Source organism: Chromobacterium haemolyticum, assembly GCF_002081825.1.
Classification (GTDB): Bacteria; Pseudomonadota; Gammaproteobacteria; order Burkholderiales; family Chromobacteriaceae; genus Chromobacterium; species Chromobacterium fluminis.
In genome coordinates, this window is the sequence record NZ_MUKU01000022.1 from 40,900 (window position 1) to 64,831 (window position 23,932).

Here is a 23,932-nt window from a genome sequence, read left to right on the forward strand (position 1 = left end):
ACGAGCGAAAAAGCGGAGTGTACAAAGGGGTACATGAGCATTTTGAGCTTGTTTTTAACGCTGTATCGCTGGCGCGCAACAGGTCGTAAAAAGGTTCTTAGAAGCCGGCTTCGATCAGGTCTATCTCCTCCTGCGACAGCCCGCCGGCCAGGGGATGATCGGACGGGGTGCTGCCGCCGGCGTCCGGCGCGCGGCCCAGCCTGGCCAAGGCGCGCAGCGCGTCGAACCAGTCTTCCGCCAGCTTTTCAATCTCCTGCCGGTCGAACAGGCGGCCGGCCCACAGCCAGGTGGCCACCAGTTCCGGCCCGTCAGGGCCATCGTGGGTGGCGGCGTTGAGCTCGATCGCGTGGGATAAAGGCACCGAAGGATCGCTGTTTCCGTCCAGCCCGGCCGCTTCCGGCGCCGGCATCCAGTCGCCGCGGGCCGGCGTGGAGAAACGTCCCAGATAGTTGAAGCCGAGTTGCGCCGGCGCGGCGCCGCTCAGTTGGGCGGCGGTCTCCGGATTGAGATAGCGCAGCAGACCGTACCCCAGGCCCCGGTCCGGCAGCGCGCGCAGCTGCTCCTTGACCCGCTTCAGCGCCGCGCCCAGCACGGCGTCGTCGTCCAAGGCCGACGCGCCGGGATCGAGGCAGACGGGGAACAGGCTGGTGAACCAGCCCACGGTGCGGGAGAGATCGCAATGCTCGCCCAGCTCCTCGCGGCCGTGGCCTTCCAACTCCAGACGAACCGCCGTGCCGCCGTCCTGCCCCCGGCCTTGCCGCCAGCGCGCCGCCGCTAGCGCGAAGCCGGTGAGCAGCACGTCGTTGATGCCGGCATGGAACAGCGCCGGCACCCGGGTCAGCAGATCGGCGGTCACGGCGGAAGGCAGCGCCACGCTCAGACGCCGGCTGGCGCCGGCCGTGTCCAGCGCAGGGTCCAGCGGGCAGGGCGACAGCAGCGGATCGGGCTGGTTCTGGATACTTGCCCACATTGGTACTTCGGCCGCGCGGGCGGGGCGGACGGCGTCCTCGTTCAGCAGCAGCGCCCAGCGGCGGAAGGAGGTGGCCACCGGATCGAGCCGGATGGGCTGGCCGGCGCGGGTATCGCGCCAGGCGGAGGCCAGGTCGGGCAGCAGAATGCGCCAGGAAACGCCGTCCACCGCCAAGTGATGGATGCCCAGCCACAGCCGGCCCGGCGCGTCCGGGCCGGCGTCCAGCCACAGCGCCCGCAGCATGGCGCCGGAGGCAGGGTCCAGCTGCCGCGCCGCGGCGGCGATGTCGGCCGGCGGGATCTCCAGATGCGCGTCCGCCGGGATGCGGCGCAGGCAATCCTGCGCCGAGGTCGAGCCGACCGGCGGCACGCTCAGGCCGTTGTCGGCATCCAGCCGCATGCGCAATGCATCGTGTTTGTCCAGCAGTGCTTGCAGCGCCTGCAGCAGATGGGCTTGTTCCAATCCGGCGGGGGTTTGCAACAGCATGGATTGGTAGAAGCCGCTTTGCGGGCCGCCGCGCTCCAGCCACCAGCGGATGATGGGCGTCGCCGGCAGCGGGCCCTCCGCGGTGTCCTCGGCCGCGACGGCGACGACCGGCCGGGCGACAGCGGCCAGCGCCTCCACCCGAGGATGGAGGAAGACCTCGCGCGGGCTGAGCAGCAAGCCTTGCCGCCGCGCGCGGCTGACCAGCAGGATGGAGGCGATGCTGTCGCCGCCGAGATCGAAGAAGCCGTCGTCCAGACCGACTTCGTCCAGGCCCAGCAGCTCGGCGTACAGCCCGGCCAGGATGCGTTCGGCGTCGCTGCGCGGAGGCCGTTGCTTGCCGGCCTGGAAATCGGGCGCGGGCAGCGCGCGGTGGTCCAGCTTGCCGTTGGGGGTCAGCGGCAGCGCGTCCAGCGCGACGACGGCGGCCGGCACCATATAGTCCGGCAGTTGCGCCGCCAAGGCTTGTCTGAGCGTGGACGGGTCGATGTCGGCGCCGGGGTGGAGCGCGACATAGGCGAGCAGCTGGCGCGGCGCGCCGTCCGTCTCGCGCAGCACCGACCGCGCCTGGGACACGGCCGGGTGTTCGCACAGCCTGGCCTCGATTTCGCCGAGTTCGATGCGGAAGCCGCGCAGCTTGATTTGTTGATCGGCGCGGCCGAGGAATTCCAGCTGGCCGTCGGCGCGCCAGCGCGCCCGGTCGCCGCTGCGGTACAAGCGGCTGCCGGCGGGGCCGAAGGGGTTGGCCACGAAACGCTCGGCGCTGAGCGCCGGCTGATCCAGATAGCCGCGCGCGAGGCCGCTGCCGGCCAGGTAGAGTTCGCCGGGCGCGCCTGCTGGCAGCGGGCGCAGCGCGGAATCGAGCACATAGGCGCGGGTATTGTCCATCGGCGCGCCTATCGGCAGCGGCGCAGTCAGCGTCTGATCGCGCGGCAGCGGGTAGCAGGTGGCGAAGGTGGTGGTCTCGGTGGGGCCGTAGACGTGGACCAGCTCCAGTTGCGGATAGCGTTCCCTCACCCGCTGGAAGGCGCGGAGCGAGGCGGCTTCGCCGCCGGTCCACAGCGTGCGCAAGCTGGCGAAGCATTCTGGCCGCTCCTCGGCCAGCAGGTTGAACAGCGCGGTGGTCAGGAAGGCCGCGGTGACGCTTTCCCGCTGCAGGACGTCCGCCAGCGAGTCGATGTCGTTGTCTCCCGGCGGCGCCAGCGTCGTCTGGCCGCCGTGCAGCAAGGGCGCCCACAGCTCGTAGGTGGAGGCGTCGAAGGCATGCGGAGAGTGCAGCAGCACCTTGCTCTGGGACGCGCCCTCCCAGCGGCGGTCCAGCGCCAGATCCCTGACGTTGGCGTGGCTGATGCCTATGCCCTTGGGCACGCCGGTGGAGCCGGAGGTGTACATCACATAGGCCAGCGCGTCGGGGGTCAGCTCCAGGCGGGGCGGGTGCTCGGCGCTGTCGGACGGGCCGTCTATCCGCAGCACCGGCAGGCCCGGCGGCAGCATGGCCGACGCCGGGGCCTCGTCGGCCAGCAGCAGCGCGGCGCGCGACTGGGTCAGGGTCCAGGCTCGCCGCTCTTCCGGCTGAGCGGTGTGTAGCGGGATATAGCAGCCGCCGGCCTTGAGCACGCCGAGGATGGCCACTGGCAACAGCGGGCCGCGTTGCAGCCACAGTGCCACCGGTGTTTCCAAGGTCACGCCGGCCGCGCGCAAGCGGTGGGCCAGCGCGTTGGATTGCTGGTCCAGCTGCTGGTAGCTCAGGCGAACCTCGCCGGCGCAGACCGCGACGGCGTTCGGCGTCAGCTGGGCCTGCCGGCGGAACAGCTCGGGCAGCGTCGCCGGCGCGGCGGGACGCGCGGTGGCGTTCCAGCCGTCCAGCTGGCGGTTTTCGGCCTCGTCCAGCCAGCGCAGGCTGGCCAACGGCAGGTCGAGATCGCCGGCCAACGCCTGGAACAGGCGCGTCAGGCTGGCGAGGAGGCACTCCGCCGCGGCCGGCGGGAAGGCGTCGGCGCGGCAGCCCAGCCGGAGTTCCAGCCTTTCCCCCGGCACCACGCAGAGGCCCAGCGGGTAATGCGACACGTCGCCGCCCAAGCCGTCGACGGGACGTACGCTCAGGCCGTCGTCGGCGCGGTTTTGCCGCAGCGCGTCGAGCTGCGGATAGTTTTCGAACACCATCAGCGTGTCGAACAATGCCTCCATGTCCGTCAGCTGTTGGATGTCGCCGAGTCCGAGATGCTGATGCTCCATCATCGCGGCCTGGCGCGATTGCAGGTCGTCCAAGAAGCCGGCCAGCGTGGCCGACGGCTCCAGTTTCAGGCGCAGCGGCACGGTGTTGATCAGCAGGCCGGGCAGCCGCTCGATGTCTTCCAAGGGCGCGGTCCGCCCGGACACGGTGATGCCGAACAGCAGATCGTCGCGGCCGGTCAGGCGCGCCAACAGCAGGCCCCACGCGGCCTGGGTCAGGGTGTTGAGGGTCAGCCCCCGGCACCGCGCCTGGGCGGCCAGCGCGGCGCTGAGCTCCGCCGTCAGCGCGACGGTGTGCAGATCCGGCCGCCGTTCGGCGGCGGGGAGACCGGGCGCGACCAGGGTGGGCTCGTCCACGCCGCGCAGGTAGTCGCCCCAGGCCTGGCGGGCGGCGGCCTGATCGCGGCTGGACAGCCATTGCAGGTAATCGCGATAGGCCGGCGCGGGCGGCAGCGCGGCCGATTCTCCCTGGCGGTAGAGCGCGAACAGTTCTTCCAGCAGCACGGGAAGGGACCAGCCGTCTAGCAGCAGATGATGGAAAGTCCAGAGCAGGCGATGGCGCTCCGGCGCCAGCCGGATCAGGGTGAAGCGCAGCAGCGGCCCGCGGTCCGGCGGCATGCTCTCCCCATGATCGGCCGCCTGCATGTCTTCCAGCCGCGCGCGCGCCTCGTCGTCGCTGAGCGCCGACAGATCGGCTTCCCGCCACGGCGCGGCGCTGTCCAGGCTCAGCGCCTGCATCGGTTGCAGGGTGTCCTCGTGAATGAAGGAGGACAGCAGATGCGGGTGGCGGCTCAGCAGACGTTCGACGGCGTGGCGCAGCGCTGTCCCGTCAAGCGCGCCGTCCAGCTCGATGCGCATCTGTACCACATAGGGGTTGGCGGCGGAGTGGTCGTACAGCGCGTGGAACAGCAGGCCTTGCTGTAGCGGCGTCAGCGGCAGCAGCTCGGCGAGGCCGGGACGGCGGCGGCTCAGGCGCTCGATTTCGGCCGGCTCCAGCCGCAGCAGCGGCGCGTCGGCGCGCGCTTCAACGGGTCGGGCCGAGGCCTCGGTCGCAACTTGGACGAGGCCGCGGACGCTGGGGTGTTCGAATACTTGGCGCGGCGTCAGGCTCAGCCCCCGTTTGCGGGCCAGGCTCACCAGTTGGATGGAGCTGATGCTGTCTCCGCCGAGATGGAAGAAGCTGTCGTCCAGGCCGACGCGCTCCAGGCCCAGGGTTTGGGCGAAGGCCTCGGCCAGCAGTTTTTCTTTCTCGGTGACCGGCTCGCGGTGCTCGGCCAGCGCCAGCTCCGGCGCCGGCAAGGCGCGACGGTCCAGCTTGCCGTTGGGGGTGAGCGGCAGCGCGTCCAGTGCCACCCAGGCGGCGGGCACCATGTAGTCGGGCAGGCGGGTGGCCAGCGCGTCGCGCCAGCGCGCGACATCGGCTTGGGCGCCGGCGGCGGGCACCGCGTAGGCGACCAGCCGGCGCTGCCCGGGCGCGTCCTCGCGGATCAGCACCACGGCCTGGGCGACGCCGGGCTGGTCCAGCAGCGCGGCTTCGATCTCGCCCAGCTCGATGCGCAGTCCGCGCAGCTTGACCTGATGGTCTAGGCGGCCCAGGTAGTCCAGCGCGCCGTCCTCGCGGCGGACGACGCGGTCGCCGGTGCGGTACAGCCGCTGGCCGGCGGCGAAGGGATGGGCGACGAAGCGTTCGGCAGTCAGAGCCGGACGGCGCAGATAGCCGCGGGCCAGGCCGACGCCGCCCAGATAGAGCTCGCCGGGGATGCCGGGCGGTAAGGGCCGCAGCATGGAATCGAGCACGAAGAGCTGGGTGTTCCAGATTGGGTGGCCGATGGGCACCGAGCGGCTGTCGCTTGCCGGATCGCAGGTCCAGGCGGTGACGTCGACGGCGGCTTCGGTGGGGCCGTAGAGATTATGCAGCGGGCAGGGCAGCGTCTGGGCGGCGCGGGCCAGCAGCGGCGCGGGCAAGGCTTCGCCGCTGCACAGCACGCGGCGCAGGCTGGCGCAGCCGGCGCTGGCGGGCTCCTGCAGGAAGGCGTCCAGCATGGAGGGGACGAAATGCAGGGTGGTGACGCCGCGGCGGCGGATCAGCTCGGCCAAATAGACGGGATCACGATGGCCGTCGGGTCGGGCCAGCAGCAGCGAGGCGCCGGCCATCAGCGGCCAGAAGAACTCCCAGACCGAGACGTCGAAGCTGGACGGGGTTTTTTGCAGCACCACGTCGTCGTCGGCCAGCGGGTAGGCGTGCTGCATCCACAGCAGGCGGTTGACGATGGCGCGGTGGCTGTTGACGGCGCCTTTGGGGCGGCCGGTGGAGCCGGAGGTGTAGATGACGTAGGCCGGATGCCTGTCGTCGCCGGGGAGGTCCAGCGGCGCATCGGACAGGATCTCGAGCGCATCGTGGAGCTGGTCCAGGCACAAAGCGCGTTCGATGGGCAGGCCGGCCAGCAGCTCGGAACGGGACAGGACGATGGCGGGCTGGGCGTCGGCCAGCATGAAGGCGATGCGTTCGGGCGGGTAGTCGAGATCGAGCGGCAGATAAGCGCCGCCGGCCTTGAGCACGGCGAGCAGGGCCACCACCAGATCGATGGAACGGGGCAGCGCGACGGCGACCAGGGTCTCGGGGCCGACGCCGTCGGCGCGCAGTCGGCGGGCGAGGCGGTTGGCGCGTTGGTGCAACTGGCGGTAGCTGAGGGCGACATCGTCGAAGCGCAGCGCCTCGGCGTCGGGGCTGAGTTCCGCCTGGCGTTCCAGCAACTGGGTCAGGGTGGCGGCGGGCAGCGGGGCGTCGGTGCGGTTCCAGGCGGCGAGCGCGTCTTGCTGGGCCGGGGAGGCCGGCGGGATGCGGGCGAGCGGCAGCTCGGGCTGTTCGGCGATCAGGCGCAGCAGTTCCAACAACTGCCGGGCGATGCCGTCGACGGCGTCGGCGGAGAAGAGATCGGGCCGATAGCCGAAGCGCAGCTCGAGCGCGGGTCCGGGGACGGCGCACAGGTTGAGCGGATAGTGCGAGGTGTCCACGCCCTGGCCGCCCAGGTAGCCGATGGACAGTGTGTCGTCCACGCGGCGATCGTCATCGGCGATCGGGTAGTTTTCAAAGACCAGCAGGGTGTCGAACAAGTCGCCAAGGCCGGCGGCCTGCTGGATCTCGGCGAGGCTGAGGTGCTGATGCTCGATCAACGCGGCCTGCTGGGTTTGCAGGCGTTGCAGCAGGGCGGCCAGGGTTTCCTCGGGCTGCAGCCTCAGGCGCAGCGGGACGGTGTTGATCAGCAGGCCGACCATGCGTTCGACGCCGGGGAGCTCCGGCGGGCGTCCGGAGACGGTAACGCCGAAGACGACGTCGTCGGCGGCGGAGAGGCGGGCGAGCAGGATGGCCCAGGCCGCTTGCAGCAGGGTGTTGAGGGTGAGGCCTTGCCGGCGGGCCAGCCGCTCCAGCGCGGCGTAGACGGCGGGCTCTGCCGTCACATTGTGGTTGCGCGGCAGCTGCTGGCTTTTTTGCGCGCTGGGCGCCAAGCGCGCCGGCTGCTCCAGCCCGGCCAGATGCTTGATCCATTGGCGTTTGGCGGCGTCGCGGTCGCGGTTGTGCAGCCAGGCCAGGTAGTCGCGGTAGGGAATGGCGGGCGGCAGCGCGTCGCCGCGGTAGAGGGCGAACAGTTCGCGCAGCAGCACCGGCACCGACCAGCCGTCGAACAACAGGTGGTGGAAGCTCCACAGCAGCTGGTGGCGCTCCGCGTCCAGCTTGACCAGGGTAAAACGCAGCAGCGGCGCGCGCGCCGGGTCCACGCCAGCGGCGTAGTCGTCCTCGCGCAGCCGCTCCAGGACTCGCAACTGTTCATCGGCCTGATGCGCGGATAGGTCCAGTTCGCTCCAAGGCGTCTCCACGCGCTCCAGTACGATTTGAGCCGGCTGTTCCAGCCCGTCCGCGGCGAAGGCGGCGCGCAGATGGTGATGGCGTTGTAGCAAGCCTTCGGCGGCCGCCCGCAGCTTGTCCGCGTCCAGCTGGCCGTCCAGCTGGAAGCCCATCTGTATCAGGTAGACGTCGCTTTGACCCTCGTCGTACAACAGATGGAACAGCAGGCCCCGCTGCAGCGGCGACAAGGGCAGCACCGCGCTGACCGCCGGATAGCGGGCGCGGATGCTTTCCAGGTCCGCGGCGCTGGCCGGCGGCAATTCGCCCGCCGCCGCGTCGGGCTCCGCCGGGCGGACCCGGAGCGCCAGACGCTCGATGCTGGGATGGTCGAAAACATCCTGCGGGCTGAATTGCAGGCCGTGGGCGCGGGCGCGGCTGACCAGCAGAATGGCGCTGATGCTGTCGCCGCCCAGGTCGAAGAAGCCCTGGCCCAGACCCACCCTGGACAGCCCCAGCACTTCCGCGTACAGCTTGGCCAGCGTTTTCTCCAGCCAGTCCCGCGCCTCGCCGGCGTCGGCGTTTTCGAAATCCGGCGCGGGCAGCGCCTGTTTGTCCACCTTGCCGTTGGGGGTCAGCGGCAGGCGCTCCAGCGGCACCACCGCCGCCGGCACCATGTAATCCGGCAGTTGCTCGGCCAGCGCCGTGCGCAAGGCCGCGCCGTCGGCTTGCAGGCCGGCGCGGGAAACGACGTAGGCGATCAGCTGCTTGATGCCGGGCAGGTCTTCGCGCAGGCGGACCACGGCCTGGCTCACGCCGGCTTGCTGGGTCAGCAGATGCTCGATCTCGCCGGGCTCGATGCGGTAGCCGCGCAGCTTGAGCTGTTCGTCCGCCCGCCCCAGGTAATCCAGCGAGCCGTCGGCGCGCAGCCGCGCCAGGTCGCCGCTGCGGTACAGGCGGCTGCAGGCGGGGCCGAAGGGATTGGCGACGAAGCGCTCGGCGCTCAGCGCCGGCCGGCCCAGATAGCCGCGGGCCAGCCCGTCGCCGGCGAGATACAGCTCGCCCTCGACGCCCGGCGGCAGCGGTTGCAGGGCATCGTTCAGCACGTAAGCCTGGACGCCGGGCAGCGGCGCGCCGATATCGGCGGGCTCGTCGTCCCGCATCTGGCCGCTCATCGTCGCGCACACGGTGGCCTCGGTGGGGCCGTAGGCGTTCAGCATGGTCCGGCCGGCGGACCAGCGCCGCGCCTGGGCCGCCGGGCAGGCCTCGCCGGCGACGATCAGGCCGCAATCCTGCGGGATGCCGCCGTCCGGCATGAGGGCCAGCGCGCTGGGAGGCAGGGTCAGATGGCTGATTTTCTGGCGGGCGAGCAAGTCCGCCAGCGCCGCGCCCGGCGTCAATTCCTCCGCTGGCGCGGTGACCAGGCAGGCGCCGGAAAGCAGGGTCATGGCGATTTCGGAGAAGGCCGCGTCAAAACTGGAGGACGCGAATTGCAGTACGCGGGCGCCGGGGCGGATGCCGAAGCGCCGGCTCTGGGCGCGCGCCAGAGCGCCTATGCCGCGGTGAGTCACCGCCACGCCCTTGGGCTGGCCGGTGGAGCCCGAGGTGTAGATCAGATAAGCCAGCTGGTCCGGGGAATCGAGAAGCGGAAGCGCCTGTTCCGGCTGCGCCTGCCACATCGGCTGTTCGGTATCCAGTTCCACCACCCGCGCCCAGTGGACCGGCAGTTGCTCGGTCAGCGCGGCCCGCGTCAGCAGCGCGGCCGGCATGGCGTCGTTGAGAATGTAGGCCAGCCTTTCCCGCGGGTAGTCGGGGTCCAGCGGCAAATAGGCGCCGCCGGCCTTGAAAATGGCCAGCATGGCGATGATTTGTTCGGGCGAGCGGTCCAGGCACAGTCCCACCGGCGTTTCGCGGTCTATACCCAGTTCCCGCAGATAATGGGCCAGACGATTGGCCTGGCCGTCCAGCTCGCGGTAGCTGAGCGCGCGCGCGCCGTGTCGCAGCGCGATGGCGTCGGGATGGTCCGTCGCGCTTCGGGCGAACAGGGCGGCGAAGGTTTCGGCGGGAGCGGCCGCGGTGTGCGGATTGCGGGAGGGGAAAACGGCGTTGTCGTTCATGTCGCACCTTGGATGGCTTGCGGTACAGGCGTGAGGCCGCAACCTTCCGCGCATGCGCGGCCGGCCGGCGATTTTTTTTCGATGTGGAGCGGGATGGCATAAGAGGAGCCGCGGCGAGCGCGCCGCCGCAATACGGGAAGAGAAGCGCCGCGCTTTGTCTTCAAAGCGGGCGCGTCCCAGCATGGCCCCCTTGAGCCGGGGCGGGAATCAGCCGGTAGAGAGCAAGGCGTCCTGAGCGCGAGCCAGACTGGCGGGCCGCATGTCTATCCAGTTTTGTTCGATATGCTCAAGGCAGGACTGGCGGTCGGAGGGGCCGAAACAGGCTTGCCAACCCTCCGGAACAGGAGCGAACTCGGGCCAGAGCGAGTACTGGCCCTCATCGTTGATCAGGGCGAAAAAAACGCCTTCCTTATTGTCGAACGGGTTCGCCATGACACTTCTCCCTGTGACTGTCTTATGAGATTTGTCTGCATCAAAGTGCAGAAATATCTGAGAAGCATATCAATACAAAATGAATATGTCATTAAATAAATATGGTTTTATCGCAATAAATGAACTATGGCGAGGTGGAACCAGCAAAAACGAAAGGGGCCGACGGCTCTCATCCTGCAAGCGGTTCAAAGTCCGGCGAGCCGGTGCGAGGAAGGATGTAAAGCCCTGGGGGAACGGAAAGCGCATGCGGCACAAGAGGGGCTCATCGTGCAATGCCGACGGCTAGCCCGCCATGCGCTTCATCACGCGTTCGATTTCATCCTGCAGCCGGACAACGTCTATGGGTTTGGTCATGAACCCATCCATGCCGGCGGCCATGGCCGCTTCGCGATCCTCCTGAAACGCTCCGGCCGTCAAAGCGATGATGGGCGTGGCGCGCTTGTCGCTGTCGGGGTCCACCTGACGGATGAATTTGCAGGCGGTGATGCCGTCCATTACCGGCATCTGAATATCCATCAAGATGAGGTCTATATCATGGTGCTGCCACGCGTTGATCACTTCTTTCCCGTTGGAAGCGGTGTAGATCCGGTGCCCGTGTTTTTTGAGCAGAATGGTGACGATGTCCAAATTGATTAAATCGTCATCGGCCACCAGGATGTTCAAGGGAGACAGGGGGGCGGACGTGAGTTCCGCATCGGGCGGCTCCAGGCAGGGCAAGGCGTCAAGCGGCGCAGGGCGCAAGGGAAGGTAAACCTGAAAGACGGAGCCTTTGTTGAGGGTGCTTTGCACCTCGATCCGGCCGCCCATTTTCTGGGTCAGTTGCAAGGCGATGGTGGTGCCCAGGCCGGTACCGCCAAAGCGGCGGGTGGTTGAGGCGTCCGCTTGGGAAAAGGGTTCGAACAATTTGGCCAGGGTGTCCTGGCTCATGCCAATGCCGCTGTCCCGGATAATGACGACCACGTATTCTTCCGCGGACAGCACCGTCAGCCAGACCCCGCCCTGGGCGGTGAACTTGATGGCGTTGCCCACCAGGTTCATCAAGATCTGCCGCACCCGGAAAGCGTCGCCGATAAAGGCCTGCTGGATAATGGCCGGGTATTTCAGCTGCAAGGTGATGCCTTTTTTACTGGCGCTCAACCGCAGGATGTCGATCACGTGCTCCGCCACCTCGCGCAATGAAAAGGGCGCTTCCTCCAGTTCCAAGGCGTTTTGTTCGAGCTTCGCGGTGTCGAGGACATCGTTGAGCAGGCCCAGCAAGCTTTTGGCGGAGTGGTTGACGGTTTTGAGCATGCTTTTTTGCTTGTCGTCCAGCTCCGTGTCTTGCAGCAAATCGGTGTAGCCGATGATGGAGTTCATCGGCGTTCTGATTTCATGGCTCATATTGGCCAGGAAGGCGCTTTTGGATTTAACGGCCGAAAGCGCGCGGTTTTTGGCTTCAATCAAAGCGAACTCCGCCGCTTTTTTCTCCGAAATATCCAGGATCACCCCGTCTATCAAGCGCAGCGCGCCGTTGTCGTTGTATACGCCGCGGGCGCTTTCCAATACCCAGCATTCTTCCTGATTCAGGCAGAGCAGGCGGTATTCGACGACATAAAGCTGATGCTGCTCCAAAGCGTAGCGGATGGTTTCGCGCACCCTTTCCTTGTCTTCCGGATGAATGATGTCCAGTAGCTGAATACGGCCGTCCAGGAAAGATTTGGCGGGCCAGCCGCATAGTTTTTCTATGTCTTCGCTGATGAAGATGGTTTTCCACGGTTCCTGGGAATGGCTGCGAAAGGCGACGCCGGGGATGTTGTCGATCAAGGTGCGAAACTGGCTTTCACGCTCTTCCAGCTCCTTTTGGATGCGGTGGCGCGCGCTGATGTCGCCGATGAAGCCGACATAAATCACTTGCTCGGGCAGCAGCACCTTGCCTATCGATAGGCGGATGGGAAACTGGCTGCCGTCCTTTTTGAGCGCCACCTCCTCGCGTTCCCTGCCTATCAATTTCTCGATCTGGGTTTCCATATAATCGGCAAGAAAGCGATCGTGTTTGGCGTGGTGCGGCTCCGGCATCAACAAATTGATGTTCTTGCCCAGCAACTCCTCCATCTTCCAGCCAAACAGCCGCTCCACCGCGGGGTTGGCGCTCAAAATGCGGCCCTTCTCATCAATGGTGATGATGCCGTCCAGCGAAGTGTTGAACGTGGCTTGCAGCTTCAGCTCGTTGCTCAGCGTTCTTTGATACAAGGGGCGGTAGCGCAACAACACATTGCCCACGAAAACGATATTGCCAAGCAGGAGCACCGTGATGGCGATGGCGACGGCCAGGTTTTCATTGTCTTCAAAGGCGCTGCGGAAAGCCGGGTCCGGCGTGCCGATGAAACGGGCGGCCTCCATGCCGAAGTAATGCATGCCCGCAATGGCGACCCCCATGACCCCGCCGCTGAGCAGCGTCATCCCTCCCTTGCTCATTTTCTTATTGTCCAGACCAAAACGTATCCATAGCGACAAGGTGCTTAGCAGCACGGCGAGCAGGATGGAAACGGCGAACCACGAGGGATCGTAGCGCAGCAGCGGCGTCATGCGTATGGCCGCCATGCCGGAGTAGTGCATGGTGCCGATGCCGCTCCCCACCAGCACCCCGCTGATCAAAAGCTGTTTTCCGTCGATTTTGGGCTGAGACAGCAAGTGAAGGGCAATCAGCGAGGCGGCGACGGCGGGCAGCATGGACAGGAGAGTGGGAAGCAGCGCGTATTGGATTGTGCTGCAAATGCTGAAGGCCAGCATGCCGACAAAGTGCATGGCCCAGATGCCGCCGCCCATCGCGCAAGAACCGGTGGCAAGCGCGATCCAGCGCAGCCAGCGCTCACTAGCCTCGCGGGCCAGGCCGGCTATTTGCAGCGCCAAACAAGAGGTAAAAATGGCCACCAGAAAGGAGAGCGCCACCAGCCACAAGTTGTATCTGGTTGGCAAAAACAAATAGGACTGGTAAGCGTCAATGAAAAACGAGCTGAGCATGACCTCCCCATTTTCAATAGCTTCTTCACGCTGTGCCAATTAGCCGCAGGGGCTTTCCTCCGGTATAGACAATGGAGACATTGTCGCGCCAGCGTTGTGCAGGAAGGTTATTCCAGCCGCCACCCCGCGCAATGCGGGAATCTAGCGCTGCCTTGGCAACAGCAGCGACTAGATTTTGCCCGCGGAGAGTGAATATCGCCAAGACCGATATCTGAGGTGCCTACGGAAGCCGGAGCAGTCCAAAACCTCTACCCGAAGTCTTGTTTTACCGGGGCGGACTTTACTATCTATAGAAGATATCGATGGGTGTACGCATGCCGGGGTGGATATCTTGCCAGACCGATTTGAAGCCAAGTTGCGAGTTGCCATTGCCGTTTCCATGGTGTTTGTAGCCGTGCTGTCGCTTTCCATCTGGAAGGTTGTTGACAGCGCTAAGCAAGCAGCACACTGGCTGACGAACAGCGTGATGGTCGCGGACCAGTTGGCGCACATCCGCGGTTTTACCGTGCATGCGGAAATCAGCACCCAGAACTTTCGTCTGACGGGTGATGAAGCCAATCTGAAGGAACGCGATAGGGCAATTGAGGCACGCGAGGCATTGCTGACGCAGATCCGCACACGAATCGGCGACAACCCCAGGCAGCTTGATCGCTGGATGGCCCTGCGCCGGGTCGTCACTCAGCGGGTGGCAATCTCTCGCGAGGTGGAGCGCTTGTACCGTCAGTATGGTGGAGCCGCGGCCAGCGCCTACGTCACGAGCGCACCGCTACGCGCCACCCGCACGCAGGTGTATAGCTTACTGGACGAAATGGACCATGAAGAGCATCGCGTGCTTGAGGGGCGGCTGGTCGATTACGAGCATTCGCAGCAGTGGCAAATATGGTGGAACAGCCTGAGCGGTATCACGCTCTTCTTGCTGCTGGGCGGGACTTATTTCATGGTGCGGCGGCAATGGCGGGCGCTGAGCGTCAGCCAAGGGGCCCTTGTGTCCAGCGAGGAAAATCTGGCCGCCACGCTGCATTCGATTGGGGATGCGGTAGTCTCCGTCAACGCCAATGGCTTGATTACTCGTTGCAACCGGGTAGCCGAATTCCTCACCGGTTGGCCTGCCGCCGAGGCTGTCGGCTTGCCATTATCACAGATATTGACCGTGAGGCGGGATAAAGACGATCAGCCTATCGATTTGTTTACATGCGGTACAAGAATGGGAGCGCAGGCCCAGTACATGCCGGAGTCCTTGCATGGGGAACTGGTGGCGCTGGATGGCCAACAATGTCCGATCAGCTACACCGTAGCGCCGATTATCGCCGGTAGCGACTTGCTGAACGGCGTGGTGGTTGTCTTCCGCGATTCCACTGCCGAGCGGGACGTCCGACTGACCATCCTTGCGCAAAATGCCCTGCTTACCGAAAGAGTCCAGGACCGGTCCTTGCGTTTGCTGGAAAGCGAGGCGCATTTGGACGCCATTCTCAGCGCAGTGCCGGTGCTGATTGCCTATGTCAATGTTGATCGCCTTTACGTGTATGTCAATGAGCAGTATCGGCTACGCTTTGCGCCTGATCATGCGAACATCACCGGCTACGCCGTGAGCGAGATACTAGGGGCGGAGCGCTACGCCATAGCCTGTCCGCACATTGACAAAGTACTGGCCGGTGAGCCGCTGAATTATGATTGGCAGCCTTTCCCCGGGGTTTGGCAGAACATCCGCTATGTGCCCAAGCGCAACGAACTGGAGGAGGTGATCGGTTATTACGTGCTGGGCATCGACGTCACCGAGCGCAAGGCGGCGGAAGAGCATATCCAGTTGCTCAACAGCGAACTGTCTCAGCAAGTGCGTGAGCTAGAGCATGTTTCCCGCGCTCTGCGTACCCTGAGCGCCGGGAATCGCGCCATGTTGCGCGCAAGGGATGAGCGGCAATTGCTGGATAGCAGCTGCCGGGCCATTGTTGAGGCCGGCGGTTATAGCACGGCGGTGATTTGGTATGGCGACGGGGATGCGCAAGAACTAAAGCCGATGGCTCAATGCGGCTTTGCCGGTGGGCTGAGCGAGCTGGCAGGTATCGTTCTGGGCAGGGCGGACGCCGCCGGCGGCATCAGCATCACGCCCACTGCCGTGCGTACCGGCAAGGTGCAACTGGCGCGCGATATGCAAAGCGACAGCCGGTATGAGGCGCTGCGGGCCATGCTGCATGGGGCGGCATCCGGCTTGGCCTGCCCGTTGCAGGTGGATGGCCGCGTTATCGGCGCATTGACCATTTACGACAGGCAGGCGGATACCTTTGACGATGATGAGATTGATTTGCTGATCGAGGCCAGTGCCGACCTGGCATTCGGCATCGGCTCCTTGCGGGCACAGAGGGAACGAGAGCAGGCCCGCGTCGCCATGCAGCAAATGCTGCGCCATGATCAACTGACTGGCCTGCCCAATATGTTGCAGTTTGAAGAGGCGCTGACGTTGGAGCTAGTGCACGCAAGCCAGGAGGACCGCACGCTGGCCGTGCTGCAGTTCAATATCGAGCGTCTGGGAGAAATCAACGAGGTACTTGGCTTTGCGCAGGGAGATCAAGTATTGCGTGAGTTTGGCGCTCGCCTGAGGGCCTGCCTGCCGACTGCCGCATTGGCCGCGCGCGTGCGAGGCGACGAATTTGCGGTACTGCTTCCCGGTGCGGACGGACAGGAAGCATTGGTGCTGGTCACTGCGGTCAATTGGGCGATGACTACCGCTTTTGAAGTGGCGGGGCTGACGCTGGATGTCGCCGTAAGAGTGGGCATGGTGCTGTTCCCCCAACATGGGAGGAACATACACGATTTGTTGCGCCACTTGGACAAGGCTACACAGCAGGCCAAGCAGCGAGGGGTGGCGTATTACTTGTACGAGCCGGGCAAAGCCGAGACGCAAGCCGAGCGGCTGGTGCTGGCCAGAGAGCTACGCCATGCCATAGCGCAGGGCGAGCTGCGGCTATACCTGCAGCCCAAGGTCAGCCTGGCCGATGGCAAGGTCTGCGGCGCCGAGGCCTTGGTGCGCTGGCTGCATCCACAGCACGGCTTGTTGGCGCCCAGCGCCTTCATCGATATCGCGGAACGGTCCGGGCTAATCCACCCATTGACCGAGTGGGTTGTGACGGCAACGCTGGATTTACTACAAGCTTGGCAGGGGCAGCAGCTCATGCTGCCCATCGCGGTGAACCTATCGGTGCGCAATCTGCAGGACGACACCTTGCCGGACAAGCTGCGACTTTGGCAGGAGCAGCGTTCGATTCGCACCGGTTTGTTAGAGCTGGAAATCACGGAAAGCTCCATGATGTTGGATCCGGAATTGGCGCTGGCCTTGCTGAATGAACTACGATGCGCTGGCTCCGCATTGTACGTGGATGATTTTGGCACAGGCTATTCATCGCTGAGCTATTTACAAAAATTACCGGTGGATTACATCAAGATTGATCAGTCTTTTGTAATGAATATGTCCCAGGACAAAGACTCCGCCATGATCGTGAAATCCACCATCGAACTTGTGCACCATCTGGGACGGCTGGTGGTGGCGGAGGGCGTTGAGTCCGCTGCGGATTGGCAAAGCTTGCGAGAGATGGGATGTGATTATGCGCAGGGGTTTTTCATCGCCTCGCCAATGCCGGCAGAGGAGTTTGCCGCCTGGACTAGCTCTTTCCGGGCGCCATAGTGTCGGGAGACTGCGGGTAGGCATATAAGGTAAAACGGAAAGAGGCCGAGGTCGCCGTGGTCATCAGAACACGGAGATTTTGGGGATAAAAAAGCCCGCGCGTGAGCGCGGGCAAATAATGGAAGAGGACCAGGTCAGCGGATTAGTAATCCAACTCGGTCGGGACTTTCTCCTTGCTGTCCTTCGGCGCTTCGGCCACGGTGGCGTCCGTGGTCAGGATCAGGCTGGCGATGGAAGCGGCGTTTTGTAGCGCGGTGCGCGTCACCTTGGTCGGATCGATCACACCCATTTCCACCAAGTCGCCAAACTGGCCGCTGGCAGCGTTGTAGCCGTGGCTGCCCTTGCCCTCCAGAACCTTGTTGACGATCACCGACGGCTCGTCGCCGGCATTGGCGGCGATAGCGCGCAGAGGCGCCTCCAGCGCGCGCAGCACGATCTGGATGCCGGCATCCTGATCGGCGTTGTCGCCCTTCAAGCCGCTGATGTGGGCTCGCGCGCGCAGTAGGGAGACGCCGCCGCCGGCAACGATGCCTTCTTCCACTGCGGCGCGGGTAGCGTGCAGTGCGTCGTCCACGCGGTCTTTCTTCTCTTTCATTTCCACTTCGGTAGCCGCGCCAATGCGGATGACCGCCACGCCGCCAGATAGCTTGGCCACGCGCTCTTGCAGTTTCTCGCGGTCATAGTCGCTAGTGGCCGCATCGATCTGGGCACGTATGGTCTGAACGCGAGCATCGATCTTGGCCTTGTCTCCCGCGCCGTCGATGATGGTGGTGTTCTCCTTGCCGATTTCCACGCGTTTGGCGCTGCCCAACTCCGGCAGGCCGGCTTTTTCCAGCGTGAGCCCGGTTTCCTCGGAAATGACAGTGCCGCCGGTGAGGATGGCGATGTCTTCCAGCATGGCCTTGCGGCGGTCGCCAAAGCCTGGAGCCTTCACGGCGGCCACCTTGAGGATGCCGCGCATGCTGTTCACCACCAGGGTGGCCAGCGCTTCGCCTTCCACGTCTTCGGCTACGATCAGCAGCGGCTTGCCTGCCTTGGCCACTTGCTCCAGCACCGGCAGCAGATCGCGGATATTGCTGATCTTCTTGTCGTAGAGCAGCACCAGCGGGTCTTCCAGCACAGCGGTCTGCTTTTCCGGATCGGTGATGAAGTAGGGCGACAGATAGCCGCGATCGAACTGCATGCCCTCGACGATGGCCAACTCGTTGTCCAAGGATTTGCCGTCCTCGACAGTGATCACGCCTTCCTTGCCTACTTTCTCCATGGCGTCGGCGATGATCTTGCCGATGGCCTCGTCGGAGTTAGCCGACAGCGCGGCGACTTGGGCGGTTTCCTTGCTGTTGGTCACCGGCTTGGACAGGGTTTGCAGCTCTTTCACTACGGTATGCACGGCTTTATCAATGCCGCGTTTCAGGTCCATCGGATTCATGCCGGAAGCGACGTACTTCATGCCTTCCTGCACGATGGCTTGGGCCAGCACGGTGGCGGTGGTGGTGCCGTCGCCCGCCACGTCGGCGGTCTTGGACGCCACTTCTTTTACCATCTGGGCGCCCATGTTCTCGAATGGGTCCTTCAGTTCGATTTCTTTGGCAACCGACACACCATCCTTAGTGATGTGCGGCGCGCCGAAACTGCGCGCCAACAGTACGTTGCGGCCTTTCGGACCCAGGGTGACTTTGACGGCATTAGCCAGCACATTGACGCCGTTGACGATGCGCTCACGGGCGTTGTCGTGGAAGCGGACTTCTTTCGCAGCCATGGTTTAACTCCTGTGATGATTGTGGGGAATCAGGCAGCCTTACGGCCGGATTGAGAGGTGTCTTCAACGACTCCGAAGACGTCTTCTTCGCGTAGCACCAAGTACTCCTGATCGTTTAGCTTGACGGTCTGGCCGCCGTATTTGCCGAACAGAACCAGATCGCCCACCTGCACCTGCATCGGCAACAGTGTGCCGTCTTGCAGGCGCTTGCCAGGGCCAACGGCGAGAACTTCGCCTTGCTCCGGTTTTTCAGCGGCGCTATCGGGGATGACGATGCCGGAAGCAGTCTGGCGGACCTTCTCGATCCGCTTGACGATAATCCGGTCGTGCAGAGGACGGATTTGCATATCAATCTCCTGTGCGATTCAGATCATTGGAAACAGTAGGTAAGACCGAGTGGCAGGCGCGAAAAGGCCTGCTCTTACCGGTCAAAGTCAGCCGGAAAGACTGACGAAAGACGAAGTAAGGGCGGGTCAAAAACTTTTCAAGAGGTTTTTTGCAGAAAAAATGAAACTACAAAATGATGCGCTCGACACGGCCAAAACGGTACTCCGTTCTGGTCGCCTTGCCGCCATGGCAGGCGCGCGGCCTAAGGGGGCAGGGTGGTTTGCGCAGGCCTTCCTCGCCCAGGGTGTCGTCTTCGGCCAGGTCGCGCCATAGTCCGCCGTGTACGGGGCGGAACTGCCAGGAAACATAGCCTCGGCGGGAGGCCAGCCGCATCAGGTCCGGGCCGTCGGGCGCTTCCGCCAAGACACTTTCCTGCCCAGCGATAGGGGGCAGATCGCCGAAAGCCTGGCGGCAGGCCAGCTCTTCCCCAGCGGCCGCGCCTATGGTGTTGCAGCCGCGCCGCTCGTCGCGCAGCAGGTTCCAGGCGCCCAGCTGCCAGGCCGCGTCCAGAATATCTTCTTCTATCAGGGAGAGCGCCCCCCATCTGCGCGTCAGTTGCAAGGCCGACGCCGGCACTTGCCGAAGCAAGGGCTCGCCATTTTGGCCGCGGGCGGGCTCAGGGCGGCGGAAACCATGCCAATGCAGCATCAACAGCAAGGGCGTATCGGGAAAGGGGACCGCGCTGAGACTGACCGCGAATAGCGGCAGACGCATATGGCGGATTTGAGCGGACAAGGTATCGAACAACTCCACGGCAACACTCCATGACAATGGACGCGAAGACATGCCTTAACGATAAAAAGATTGCCGGCACGAGGCAAGCGGCAACCTTGTGAATATGGCTGGGCGCTTATTTCCATCCTTGCCGCCATTGCTCGTCGTCGCGCAGAGCCTGCCACGGCACGGTTCGCTGGCGCCGGGTGTACACCGCCTCCAGCGTTACCGTTTCTACCGGGCCGTCGGGCGCGGGCCGTCCCAGCGCCACCACCAGGAAGTGTTTCTCCTTGTCGCGCGGCGCCGCGGCGGTCCACTTGCTCAGCAGCAATTTTTCCGGGTTGAGCCGCCTAGTTGTCGCCACGGTCCTGACTCACCCAAATCAACTTCTCCGCGGGTATGCCCAACTTGGCCGCCACCGCCAGCAGAGCGGTCTTGGCATCCGGGGCGGGCTGCTTGTCGCGCGACAGCAGCCACAAGTAGTTCTTGTCGGGTCCCACCACCACCGCCCAGCGATAGTCGGGGTCCAGCGCCGCCACGTGGTAGCCGCCATAGAACGGGCCAAAGAACGACACTTTCAGCGAGGCGACATCGGCGCGGCCGTTGAACCAGGCCTTGCCCACGGCTTCGCGCCAACTGGCGGCGGCGGTGTCAAAGCCGCGGTTGACCACGCGGATGCTGCCGTCGGCATTGCGACTGTAATCGGCGCTCACCGCCTGCAGGCCCCGTTCGAAGCGGTGGTCCAGGCGGGCGATTTCATACCATCGCCCCTGATAGCGTTCCAGCTGGAAGCCTTGCACTGGGATGACGTCCGGCGGCGGCAGGGTGTTGCAGCCGGTAAGCGGCAATAGGGCAATAGCCAACAGACCGAGGGGTATTTTCAACATATCGGGCTCACAGTGTGTCGAGATTGGTTTGCAGCGCCGCCGCGTGAGCGGCGATAGCGGCTTGTTCGGCATCCGGCAGCTTGTCCAGCTGGCGATAGACCAGGCTGAGTCGCGGATTGGCCGCTAGCCGCGCGCGGTGGCGCTGGAAAAAGTTCCAGTACAGGGCATTGAAGGGACAGGCGTCCCGGCCAATGCGCAGCTTGGGCTGGTAGCGGCAGCCGGCGCAGTAATCGCTCATGCGGCCGATATAAGCGGCGCTGCCGGCGTAGGGCTTGCTGCCGAGCAGCCCGCCGTCGGCGAACTGGCTCATGCCCAGAGTGTTGGGCAACTCCACCCATTCGAAGGCGTCGATGTAGACGCCCAAATACCATTCATGCAGCGCCTGCGGCGACAGCCCGGCGATCAGTCCGAAATTACCGATCACCATTAGCCGCTGGATGTGGTGGGCGTAGGCGTCTTCCAGCGATTGGCCGATGGCGTGCGCAAGACACCGCATGCCCGTTTCGCCATCCCAGAACCAGCGCGGCAGCGGCAGATCGTGAGACAGGGCGTTATTGTTGCGGTAGCTGGGCATCTTGGCCCAATAGACGCCTCGCACATATTCGCGCCAGCCCAGTATCTGCCGCACAAAGCCCTCTACCGCGGCCAGTGGCGCGCGGCCTGCGAGCCAGGCGGCGATGGCGGCGTCCACCACCTCGCGCGGATTGAGCATTTTCACATTGAGGGCGAAGGAAGGCTGGGAATGAAACAAGCGCCGCGCATGCCGGCTCATTGCGTCCTGATAAGCGCCAAAGTGCGGCAGCGTCCGCTCGATAAAGTCGCACAGCAGGGCCTGCGCCTCGGCGCGCTTGAGCGGCCAGCGCAGCGCTTCGGCCTGAGGCTGACCGAAACTGTTCACGCCGGCGTCGTTTATGGTTTGCCACAGCCCGCGGTGGTCATGCTCAGGGCGAGGGTCATTGGGTTCTGGCGGGCTGCCGGACCAGCGCTGACGGTTTTCGGCATCGAAATTCCAGCGCCCGTCGGCGGGTTCGCCGTTCTCGTCCACCAAAATGCCGTGCTGGCGCCGCAGGTGACGATATAGGGTCTCCTGCCGCCATTGCCGCCGCGCGCCGAAGAACGCGGCGGCGTCGCCGCGAGCGGTGTAGAAGTGCTCGCTGTCCGCCATGTGGCATGGAATGGATAAGCCCGCGCCCCAGCGGGCGAGTTGATGGTCCAGCCGCCATTCGTCCGGAGCCTGGTATTCCACCCTCGTCGCGCCGTAGTGGCGGATCAGCGCATCCAAATTGCCGATTAACGATTGGCGGTTGCTTCCGTCGTCGATGGCGATGTAGCGCACTCGATGCCCCAAGGCCTTCAGTTGGCTTGCAAAATCACGCATCGCGGCGAAGATGGCCAGGATTTTCTGCGCGTGGTGGCGTACGTAATCCGTCTCCTGGCGGATTTCCATCATCACATGCACCACCTCGGGGTCGGGGGCGGTGAACCAACTATGGTTGGGGTTGAGCTGGTCGCCCAGAATCAGCCGCAAGAGGGTCATTGGGCCATGTCCTTCTGACGGCGGCAGCGTTCTGAGCAGTATTGGACGGCATCCCAATTATTGCGCCATTTTTTGCGCCAGCTCATGGGGTGGCCGCAGGCGGCGCAGCGCTTGGATGGCAGTGCCGCCTTATTGCCCTTGAATATCCGCGCCATCACGCTACCTTCAGTTTTTTGCGCAGCCAGGCCACCGGCAGTCCAAGCAGGGGGATTTTCTCGAACAATTCTTCGGCGGCGTCCCAGTAATCGCGGTGCAGCGTGATTTTGCCGTGGGCATCGAACTGGAAATGGCTGCCGCCGTGAATGCTGACCTTGCGCCCGGCATAGGCAAAATCGAAATCCCAGGTGATGAATGCCTGGTCGCCATCCCGTAGCGCGTGGATGACAGTGAAGCGGGGCTGTTCCAGCGTCTTGAACATGTGGTGAAACACCGCCTGGATTTTGGCCACGCCGCGCACGTCGTTGAAGGGGTCCTTGAAGCGCGCGTTTTCAGTGTAAAAGCGAGCGATGTCCGGCAAGGTTTGCGGTGTCAGCGTTTGATACCAGTCGAGCAAAGCTTGCCAATCGGCTTGAGTGGGGATGCGTTTCATGGTCGAGCCAACCTCGCGAGCAAAGGCAGCCGCAGCCGGTAAGGCAGCAGCCGCAGTAGTTTGAGCCATAAGGTGAAGCGCAGCGGAAAGTGAATTTCAAACGCGCCGCGGGCCAGCCCGCGCATGATGTCGCGAGCCGCCCGGCGCGGCGTGAGCAGGGCCGGCATGGAAAAATTGTTCTTGGCGGTGAGGGGCGTGGCCACGAAGCCGGGGTTGATCAGATAAACCGCCACGCCATGCGGCTTGAGTTCCGCATAGAGGATTTCCGCCAGATTGATCAGCGCCGCCTTGCCGGGGCCGTACACCGCGGCGCCCGGCAGGCCGACATAACCCGCCACGCTGGCGATCAGCGCCACGCCGCCGCGGCCTTGCCGCGCCAGCGCCGGCAACACCACTTCCAGGCCGTGGTAGACGCCCAGCAGGTTGGTGTCGAGCAGGCCGCGGGTTTCATCGGCGTGCAGATCCAGGCAGGTTTGCGGACGGTAGTCCGCCGCGCAGAACACCACGAGGTCCGGCAGCGCGCCGGCGGCTTCCAGGCGCGACCAAGCGGCCCGCCAGGCGGCCGGATCGGTCACGTCCAGCGTTTCCACTTGCGCGCCCGGGCGCTCTGCCGCCAGCATGCGCATCGGCTCGGCGCGTCGGGCGGATAGGATGACCTGGGCGCCGGCCAAGAGCAGCTCGTCGGCCAATGCCGCGCCGATGCCGCTGGACGCGCCGATCACCCATACCCGGCGCGCGCGCCAATCAGCGATGCGAGGGTTAAGGCGCAGTGTCATGGCCCTGACTCCGGTTTGTGGAAAAACAGCGTGACCTCGCCCAAGCGGAAACCAAACTTGCTCATGACCGCGCGGTTGAGCAGGCTGCGCTCATCTTGCAGGAACATCCAGTCATCGAACTGGACCAAGTATTCCTCGCCCTCCACCGGCAACTTCAGTGTGTAGCGCCAGCGCAGCGCGTTGCCGGCCGTCTCGCCAATGGCTTCCCCCTCCACATCGTCCGCCAGGCCGCGCCAGCGGCCCTGGCCGATGGACTTGAGCCGCCACACGCGCTGCTGACGGTTGCCGTCGCTGTAAAGAAAGCGCTCGGTCAACACCAACTCGTCGCCGTGGCGTTCGCCGTCCATGTCGATGGTGAAGCGCTTGAGCAGGCGGCCTTGCCGGTCCTGGTATATGCCCCAGGCCTTGGTGTGGCCAAGGAAAAACCGGCCGGGGTCTAGCAGCGGGCGGTTGGCGGCGTAATCTCCAACCGTTGGAGCGGCACAGCCTGCCAGCAGGAGCAGGGCGGCGAGCCAGAGGGGGGCGCGCATGG

14 protein-coding genes are annotated in these 23,932 nt (G+C 64.6%); 1 reads left to right on the top strand and 13 read right to left on the bottom strand.

The annotated features are described in order from the left end of the window. Positions 1–97 precede the first annotated feature (97 nt). The 3 genes from B0T39_RS16115 to B0T39_RS16125 form a co-directional block, all read right to left on the bottom strand. Positions 98–9,643, bottom strand: a complete 9,546-nt coding sequence (locus B0T39_RS16115) for a non-ribosomal peptide synthetase (RefSeq protein WP_176219576.1) — start codon at positions 9,641–9,643, stop codon at positions 98–100. Between the two features lie 207 nt (positions 9,644–9,850). Next, the gene (locus B0T39_RS16120) at positions 9,851–10,075 is read right to left on the bottom strand and encodes an MbtH family protein (protein ID WP_081548319.1); all 225 of its coding nucleotides are present in this window, start codon (positions 10,073–10,075) and stop codon (positions 9,851–9,853) included. 282 nt (positions 10,076–10,357) lie between these two features. After that, complete coding sequence (locus B0T39_RS16125) at positions 10,358–13,075, bottom strand: MHYT domain-containing protein (protein ID WP_081548321.1); 2,718 nt, start codon at positions 13,073–13,075, stop codon at positions 10,358–10,360. A gap of 322 nt (positions 13,076–13,397) precedes the next feature. On the opposite strand from B0T39_RS16125, the gene B0T39_RS16130 reads away from it, so the two are divergent. Next, complete coding sequence (locus B0T39_RS16130) at positions 13,398–16,751, top strand: EAL domain-containing protein (RefSeq protein ID WP_254894573.1); 3,354 nt, start codon at positions 13,398–13,400, stop codon at positions 16,749–16,751. 142 nt (positions 16,752–16,893) lie between these two features. Here B0T39_RS16130 and groL read toward each other — a convergent pair whose 3' ends face one another. The 10 genes from groL to B0T39_RS16180 form a co-directional block, all read right to left on the bottom strand. Then, positions 16,894–18,510 (bottom strand): chaperonin GroEL, encoded by a 1,617-nt coding sequence (gene groL / locus B0T39_RS16135; protein ID WP_081548325.1) that lies wholly within the window; start codon positions 18,508–18,510, stop codon positions 16,894–16,896. Positions 18,511–18,539: 29 nt separating this feature from the next. Further along, positions 18,540–18,857, bottom strand: a complete 318-nt coding sequence (locus B0T39_RS16140; protein ID WP_081548327.1) for a co-chaperone GroES — start codon at positions 18,855–18,857, stop codon at positions 18,540–18,542. Between the two features lie 166 nt (positions 18,858–19,023). Continuing rightward, positions 19,024–19,650: a diguanylate cyclase gene (locus B0T39_RS16145; RefSeq protein WP_081548329.1), complete on the bottom strand. Its 627-nt coding sequence runs from the start codon at positions 19,648–19,650 to the stop codon at positions 19,024–19,026. 97 nt (positions 19,651–19,747) lie between these two features. Then, complete coding sequence (locus B0T39_RS16150; RefSeq protein ID WP_081548331.1) at positions 19,748–19,975, bottom strand: TIGR02450 family Trp-rich protein; 228 nt, start codon at positions 19,973–19,975, stop codon at positions 19,748–19,750. Then, complete coding sequence (locus B0T39_RS16155) at positions 19,962–20,498, bottom strand: lipocalin family protein (RefSeq protein WP_081548333.1); 537 nt, start codon at positions 20,496–20,498, stop codon at positions 19,962–19,964. Before B0T39_RS16155 ends, B0T39_RS16150 begins: the two co-directional genes overlap by 14 nt. Before the next feature lie 7 nt (positions 20,499–20,505). Further along, on the bottom strand, positions 20,506–22,035 hold the full coding sequence (locus B0T39_RS16160; RefSeq protein WP_081548335.1) for a cryptochrome/photolyase family protein: 1,530 nt from the start codon (positions 22,033–22,035) through the stop codon (positions 20,506–20,508). After that, positions 22,032–22,190, bottom strand: coding sequence for a DUF2256 domain-containing protein (locus B0T39_RS26515; RefSeq protein WP_081548337.1), 159 nt, complete (start codon positions 22,188–22,190; stop codon positions 22,032–22,034). The genes B0T39_RS16160 and B0T39_RS26515 overlap by 4 nt, the downstream gene beginning before the upstream one ends. Continuing rightward, complete coding sequence (locus tag B0T39_RS16170) at positions 22,190–22,624, bottom strand: nuclear transport factor 2 family protein (RefSeq protein ID WP_081548339.1); 435 nt, start codon at positions 22,622–22,624, stop codon at positions 22,190–22,192. The genes B0T39_RS26515 and B0T39_RS16170 overlap by 1 nt, the downstream gene beginning before the upstream one ends. Next, a complete protein-coding gene (locus B0T39_RS16175) occupies positions 22,621–23,400 on the bottom strand; it encodes an SDR family NAD(P)-dependent oxidoreductase (RefSeq protein WP_081548341.1) in 780 nt (259 codons plus the stop codon). Before B0T39_RS16175 ends, B0T39_RS16170 begins: the two co-directional genes overlap by 4 nt. Beyond that, positions 23,397–23,930, bottom strand: a complete 534-nt coding sequence (locus B0T39_RS16180; RefSeq protein WP_081548343.1) for a DUF3833 domain-containing protein — start codon at positions 23,928–23,930, stop codon at positions 23,397–23,399. The genes B0T39_RS16175 and B0T39_RS16180 overlap by 4 nt, the downstream gene beginning before the upstream one ends. Positions 23,931–23,932: the final 2 nt, after the last annotated feature.